6 protein-coding genes are annotated in these 7,116 nt (G+C 66.0%); 2 read left to right on the top strand and 4 right to left on the bottom strand.

What is annotated here, in order from left to right; translation table 11 throughout:
* Together CMI59_RS02510 and pdeM are read left to right on the top strand one after the other, a co-directional pair.
* A partial coding sequence (locus tag CMI59_RS02510) for a helicase-related protein (protein ID WP_293324276.1) occupies positions 1-2,020 on the top strand: 2,020 nt, incomplete at its 5' end.
* A gap of 40 nt (positions 2,021-2,060) precedes the next feature.
* Positions 2,061-2,744 carry a ligase-associated DNA damage response endonuclease PdeM gene (gene pdeM / locus CMI59_RS02505; RefSeq protein WP_293324272.1) on the top strand — a complete coding sequence of 228 codons (684 nt, stop codon included), beginning with the start codon at positions 2,061-2,063 and terminating at the stop codon, positions 2,742-2,744.
* A gap of 66 nt (positions 2,745-2,810) precedes the next feature.
* On the opposite strand, the gene CMI59_RS02500 is transcribed toward pdeM, so the two are convergent.
* The 4 genes from CMI59_RS02500 to CMI59_RS02485 form a co-directional block, all read right to left on the bottom strand.
* Positions 2,811-3,590: a cytochrome c biogenesis protein CcdA gene (locus CMI59_RS02500; protein WP_293324269.1), complete on the bottom strand. Its 780-nt coding sequence runs from the start codon at positions 3,588-3,590 to the stop codon at positions 2,811-2,813.
* An 87-nt stretch (positions 3,591-3,677) separates the two neighbouring features.
* Positions 3,678-4,487, bottom strand: a complete 810-nt coding sequence (locus CMI59_RS02495; protein WP_293324266.1) for a TIGR02186 family protein — start codon at positions 4,485-4,487, stop codon at positions 3,678-3,680.
* Between the two features lie 3 nt (positions 4,488-4,490).
* Positions 4,491-5,420: a sulfite exporter TauE/SafE family protein gene (locus CMI59_RS02490; protein ID WP_293324263.1), complete on the bottom strand. Its 930-nt coding sequence runs from the start codon at positions 5,418-5,420 to the stop codon at positions 4,491-4,493.
* 250 nt (positions 5,421-5,670) lie between these two features.
* On the bottom strand, positions 5,671-7,116 hold a 1,446-nt coding region (locus tag CMI59_RS02485; protein WP_293324261.1), incomplete at its 5' end, for a peptidoglycan-binding protein.

Raw genomic sequence — 7,116 nt, 5'->3', positions numbered from 1 at the left:
GCCGTCGCTTCGCCGGGTGGGCCTTTCCGCCACCGTGGCCGAGCCGGACGAGCTGCGCCGCTATCTCATGCCCCAACCCGAAATGGGTGAGGCAATGGCGGAAATCGTCACCGCGCCCGCGGGCGCCATGCCGGAATTGGGCATTTTGACCCCGAAAGGGCCGGAACCTGATTCGGCGGCGAAGCTGCCCGTCCCGGCTGAAGCGCGGATCCCCCCCGCTCGAATACCCTGGTCCGGTCATTCCGCGCGCCATGCGCTGCCTGCCGTCTATGAAGAGATCAAGCGCAATCGCATGGTGCTGGTCTTCGTCAACACGCGCTCCCAGGCCGAATTCGTCTTTCAGTCGCTCTGGCATCTGAACGAGGACACGCTGCCCATCGCGCTGCATCACGGGTCGCTCGCGCCGGAAGCGCGCCGCAAGGTGGAAGCGGCCATGGCGGCGGGCAGCTTGCGCGCCGTCGTCTGTACCTCCACGCTCGATCTCGGCATCGACTGGGGCGATGTCGATCTCGTCGTCAATATGGGCGCGCCGAAAGGCGCTAGCCGCCTGCTGCAACGCATCGGCCGCGCCAATCACCGCCTCGACGAGCCGAGCCGTGCACTTCTCGTCCCCGCCAACCGTTTCGAGGTGCTGGAATGCGAGGCCGCCCGTGCCGCCGCGCTGGAGGGCGCGCAGGATGGGCTCGTCGCCCGCAAGGGCGCGTTCGATGTGCTCTCCCAGCATGTGCTGGGCATGGCCTGTTCCGAACCTTTCGATCCCGATGAGCTTTACGCGGAAGTGCGCTCGGCCTCGCCCTATCGCGAACTGACGCGGGACGAGTTCGACCGCGTGGTGGATTTCGTCGCGACCGGCGGCTATGCGCTCAAGACCTATGACCGCTTCGCGCGCCTGCGCCCCAACAAGCCGCTTGAAGGCGACAGGCGCCTGCGGGCCTCGACCCCGAAAGTCATCCAGCAATTCCGCATGAATGTCGGCACCATCGTCGAAGCGCCCATGCTGAAAGTCCGCATGATCCGGAAAGGGCGTCGCCCGGTGGGCGCGGGCGGGGGCAGGGTGCTCGGTGAGATTGAGGAATATTTCATCGACCAGCTGTCGCCCGGCGACACCTTTCTCTTTGCCGGGCACATCCTCTCCTTCGAGGGACTGGCGGAAACGGAAGCGCTGGTGACCAAGGGCGGCGGCGACGAGCCCATGATCCCCGCCTATTACGGCGGCAAGTTCCCGCTCTCCACCTATCTCGCCTCGCGCGTACGCCGCATGCTGGCCAACAAGGGCGAATGGGCCGCGCTCCCCCGGCAGGTGCAGGACTGGCTCGGCATGCAGGCCTGGCGCTCGCGCCTGCCGGGCGAAAACGACCTGCTGGTCGAAACCTTTCCCCGCAACGGCAAGTTCTATCTCGTCTGCTATCCCTTCGAAGGCCGCCTCGCGCATCAGACGCTCGGCATGTTGCTGACGCGCCGTCTCGACCGCGCGGGCGCAAGGCCGCTCGGCTTCGTCGCCTCGGAATATTCGCTCGCCATCTGGTGCCTGCGCGATCCGGGGCTGATGGCGGACCGCCACGAACTGCCGCTCGGCGAGCTTTTCGGCGAGGACATGCTGGGCGACGATCTGGAAAACTGGCTGGCGGAATCGAGCCTGTTGAAGCGCACCTTCCGCGACTGCGCCCTTATCTCCGGGTTGATCGAGCGCCGCTTCCCGGGGCAGGAAAAAACCGGGCGGCAGGTCACCTTCTCCGCCGACCTGATCTATAATGTGCTGCGCGAACACGAGCCCGATCACATTCTTTTGCAGGCGACGTATCAGGATGCCGCGACCGGCCTCCTTGACGTTGCGCGTGTCGCTGCCATGTTGAAGCGCGTGAAGGGACGAATCGTGCTTGAACGTCTCGACCGCGTCTCCCCGCTCGCCGTGCCTGTGCTGCTCGACATCGGGCGCGAAGCCGTTCATGGCGAAGCGAATGAGGCGCTGCTGGCCGAAGCGGCCGATGAGTTGATCGAAGAAGCGACAAGACTGGTCTGAAATGCAGTTGCGTAAACGACATGCGGAAACCTCCCCCCGATTGCGCGAAACGCCGCTCATCGTCTGCGGCGCGGCGCTGACGCCGCTGCCCGAAGGCGCGCTCTGGTGGGCGGACGAACGCATCCTCGTCGTCGCCGATCTGCATTTCGAAAAGGGGTCCGCCTTTGCCGAACGCGGTGTGGCGCTGCCGCCCTACGACACGGGCGCGACGCTCACCCGGCTGGAAAAGCTGATGGAAAAGCATGAGCCTGAAACGCTCATCGCGCTGGGCGACAGTTTCCATGACCGCCGGGCGGAAAAGCGCATGGCGAAGCCCGATGCCGACCGTCTCATTGCGCTGACCGCCGCCTGCGACTGGGTCTGGATCGAGGGCAATCACGACCCCGCGCCACCGCGCCGTTTCGGCGGCTCGGTGCAGGGCGAGATGACAGTCGGCCCGCTCACCTTCCGGCACGAGCCGCGGCCCGCGCCCTCCACTGGCGAGATCGCAGGCCATCTTCACCCTTGCGCGGCGGTGCGCGTGCGCGGGCGGCGTTTGCGGCGGCGCTGTTTCGTCAGCGACACGACGCGCGCCATCCTGCCCGCCTTCGGCGCCTATGCGGGCGGGCTCAACGTGCTGGACCGCGCCTATGCCGGGCTCCTGCCGGGCCGGGACTTCCATGCCTGGATGATGGGCCGCGACGCGGTGGTGCCGGTCTCGGCAACGCGGCTGGAAGGCGACTGAATTCCTTTAGCCGTCATGCCCCGCTTCATACGGGGCATCTACGCCTTCATATCTTCCCGGAAAGCCTCAGCCGAACTTGGCAAGCCCCGGAAACGTATTGATGAGGAAGACGGCGATGCTCTCGAAAGAGCCCGTCAGCATCAAAAGGCCCGTCAGCGCCAGCAGCAGCCCCGCCGCGATTTCCACCTTGTGCATGTGACGGCGGAAGCGCCCCGCGAAACTGAGGAACCCGCGAATGGCGAAAGCGGCGGCAAGGAACGGAATGCCGAGCCCCAGCGAATAGACCGTCAGCAGCCCGACGCCCGCCCCGAGGCTTTCCTGCGAGGCGGCGACCGTCAGAATGGTGGCGAGGATCGGCCCGATGCAGGGCGTCCAGCCAAAGGCGAAGGCAAGCCCGAGGAGATAGGGGCTGGCAAACTGCATGAAGAGGCTCTTCTCGCCCGCGCCCGTGCCCTGCACCTGGAAGCGCGCCTCCCGGTCGAGGAAGGCGAGCCGGAAGACGCCCATATAATGCAGGCCGAAAATGATGATGACCGCGCCCGCGATCCGCCCCAGAAGCTGCTTATGCGCAATGATGAGCGGATTGATCGCCGAGGCGCTCGCCCCCAGCGCCACGAAGATGGTGGTGAAGCCCAGCACGAAGCCGATGGCGCCCAGCGTCACGCGCAGTGTCAGCCCTTCCGAGCCTAGCGCCTCACCCTTTTCGTTCTCGGCGACGAGTTCGTCGAGCGACGTCCCCGCGATATAGCAGAGATAGGCCGGCACGAGCGGCAGCACGCACGGGCTGAGAAAGCTGATAAGGCCGCCCGCGGCCGCGGCGGCATAGCTGATGCTGGATGGGTCCATGGGCGGGGACTTTAGCCCGTCGGCGCCGCGAGGCAAACGTGCAACGGCGTGTCAGATCGGCGCGGCCGCATTACTTTGTCGTCATGTTCAGCGACGGCCCAGCACGGCGGAGGCCAGCCAGCCGAAAAAGGCGGCGCCGATCACCGCGATCAGGCCATAAAGCAGCGCATTATTATAGGCGAGGCGGTAGATGAAACGCTCGATCCCGCCCTTGTCGATATAGAGCGGCGAGGAAATCGTATCGACGACCTTGCCGTCCTTCAGCAGATAGACCTTCGCCGTATAGAGCCCGACCGGCACGGTGGCGGGCAGGTCCAGCGTGGCGCGGAAAAGCGTCTGGCCGAGAAAGATTACCCCGCCCGGATCGGTCAGGTAGAGCCCGTCGCGGCGCTTGTTGCGGATCAGCGCCTTCCAGAAATCGCGCTCGGTATCCGGCGGCAGGAATTCCTGCGTCCCGTCGATCCCGGTCGCAACGGCGTCGCCGAATTCATAGTTCTCGATGCCGATCCGCTGTTCGCGCAGCGTCTCGGGCGAGGCGATGACTTCCAGCGGCCGCGTGCTGGCAATGGCGTGGTAGCCGGGCACATTGGGATAGGTCACCGAGTCGTGATTGACCCATATCCCGGCCATCTGTTCCTTGCGGCGGACCTTCACCGTCCGCGTCGGCCCCGTCACGACCACGATGATGTCGCGATCGACGGCGCGTTCGGCTTGAGGCGCTTCCACCGCGCCGAACAGCAGGATCTCCGTGCCCGTGAAATTGGACCGGATGGAGACCTGGTGCTGCGACAGGTCGGTCACCAGACGGGCGGCGCGGGCCGATACGGTCCCGAGCGCAAAGGCGCCCAGCGTCAGCAGGGCCAGAAGCGCAGATGTGCCGGTCCGCCGGAATGCCATGCGTCAGTTCCCCGACGACATGACGACGATGGAATAGAGGTCGTCGGGACGGCTGATGAGGTCGATGCCCAGCCGCACGCCGATCACGAGGAGCAGCGCGGCCAGCAGCGCGCGCACCTGTTCGCCCTGCAGCTTCTCGCCGACGCGGACGCCGAATTGCGCGCCCACCGCGCCGCCGATCACGAGGATGAAGCCCAGCACGATATCGACCGCCTGGTTCTCATAGGCATGCATCACGCCGGTCAGCGCGGTCACGAAGACGATCTGGAAGAACGAGGTGCCGATCACGACGCTGGTCGGCATGCGCAGCAGGTAGATCATGGCCGGGATCATGATGAAGCCGCCGCCCACGCCCATAATGGCCGAGAGCGTGCCGACGAAATAGCCGACCAGGATGGGCGGGATCACGCTGATATAGAGCTTGGAGCGGCGAAACCGCATCTTGAAGGGCAGGCCGTGGATCCAGCTGTGATGGCCCCGCCCGCGTGCGCGGCCGCCCGTCCCGCCATTGCGCGCGGCCCGTATCGCTTGCACGCTTTCCACCATCATCAGCCCGCCGATAATGGTCAGGAAGACCACATAGATGATGGAGATCATCAGGTCGACCTGGCCGATGGAACTGAGCAGCTTGAAAAGATAGATACCGCTGAGCGAGCCCGCGGTGCCGCCCGCCAGCAGCACGCCGCCCATCTTGAAGTCGATACTGCGCCGTGCGAAATGCGCCAGCGCCCCCGTCACCGAGGAGGCGACGACCGAGGTCGATTGCGTGCCCACCGCGATGGCGGGCGGAATGCCGAGAAAGATGAGGAGCGGCGTCATCAGAAAGCCGCCGCCAATGCCGAACATGCCCGACAGAAACCCGACCGTGAGCCCCATCGCCAGGATGGTCAGCACATTCACCGGAATTTCCGCGATTGGCAGATAGATTTGCATGAGCGTAAGCGCTTCCGGCGGCCTGCCCGCGAAACGGGCCCGTCGGCCTTCCCCCTTCGCTTGTCAGCACCTGATGCATCGAGAGGGACTCGCTGCGGAACGGCACCGGCAATGATTGATTTGGCGTAGCACGTTGCCGTCCCGTTTCAAAGGGGCGGCGGGCCGGGGCGTGGACTATCTCGCAAGCTTTTGCGCCAGAACCGTGACGCGGAATCTGCGCAGACCGGACAGGCCGTCTCCGTCCGCTCTTTTAGCCCTCGAGCTCGATCAGCAGTTCCGGCGTCACCTTGCCCGACGGTGCAAGACCGTTCGCCCTCTGGAAGGCGGTAATGGCGTCTTTGGTGCGCGGGCCCATCATGCCGTCGGCCGGGCCGGCATCGTAGCCGAGCTTGTTGAGCAGCGATTGTGCCTGCGCGATATCGGGATCGGCGGGGCCCGCGGCGGCGCTGTCCCAGCGCTTGAGCGAGGAGAGGTTGCCATTCGCCACCGGATCGGCGGTCTTCGCCTGCCAGGCATTCGTCGCGATGCGCGCATCGGCGAGATCGCCCGGCTCCATCTGTTCGGCCAGCGCATCCCGCTTCCTGGCGGCGCCCTTGTCGCCGGCAAGAGCCGCGATGGCGAACCACTTATAGGCGGTGGCGAGGTCTTTCTTGATGCCGAGCCCGCGTTCGTTGAGCACGGCCAGATTGTACTGGCTGTCGCCCAGCCCGTAATTGGCCGCCTTCGCGAACCATTGGGCGGCCTTGGCGAAATCCTGGGACGTGCCGCGGCCTTCGGCATACATGACGGCGAGATTGTGCATCGCCTTCACATTGCCCTTGTTGGCGGCCTGTTCATAGAGCTGCATCGCACGGGCATTGTCCTGGCCCACGCCGCGCCCTTTTTCATAAAAGGTCGCGAGCCTGTACTGGGCGATGGTCAGGCCCTGTCCGGCGGCCTTGCGGATCCAGCTCACAGCCTGCTTGTCGTTCTGCGCCACACCCTCGCCGCGCGCATAGGCGTCGCCGAGCGTGTATTCCGCGGCGGCGTTCCCGGCCCGCGCGGCATCGTTCAATGTCACCGGCTGCGGCGCGCTGGGCGGCGTGTCGGGCGCGGGCGAAACATCGTCCACGGGCGTCGCCGGAACCTTCGCCACATTGACGGGGGCTTCGGCGGATGCGCCGGTCTTGGAGGTGCCGGTCTCGGGCGTGGTGGACGCCGGTACCTCTGGTGCCGCATCGGCACCGGCGTCCTCCGGACTGGCCTCCGGATTGGTCGTCGCGGGCGAACTCGTCTCGCCCGGATTTGTCATCGGCGCCGTGCCGCCCGGTGTCGGGCTCTGGCGCATGAAAAGGAAGGCGCCCGCGATGACCGCGAGTGCGATAAAGCCCGCCGTGGCGATAATCACCAGCCGGTTGCGCTTCTTCTCTGCATCGTCCGTCTCGAAGCGTGCGGAGGATTCGGCATAGGCCGGGCTGTCATAGCCGGAATGGGAACCTTGCGAGGCGGCCTGCGCGGCGCGCCGTGCCTGGGCAAGGAAATCCTGCGCGGCCTGCGCGCCCGCTTCCCTCAGCGGCGGAGGCGGCGGCGGATCAGGCAGGACGACGCCGTCATCCTCTTCTTCCTCGGGCTCGGGCGTCTCGTAATCGGGGATGTCCGCTGCCTTGGGAGAGGCTTTTACCGGCACGTCGGGCGCGGGGGTCTCGCGCACCGGCTC

Source organism: Parvibaculum sp. (assembly GCF_002684405.1).
Taxonomy (GTDB): domain Bacteria; phylum Pseudomonadota; class Alphaproteobacteria; order Parvibaculales; family Parvibaculaceae; genus Parvibaculum.
The sequence above is the reverse complement of the archived record's forward strand: the minus strand, read 5'-3'. Positions and strand labels throughout refer to the sequence as shown.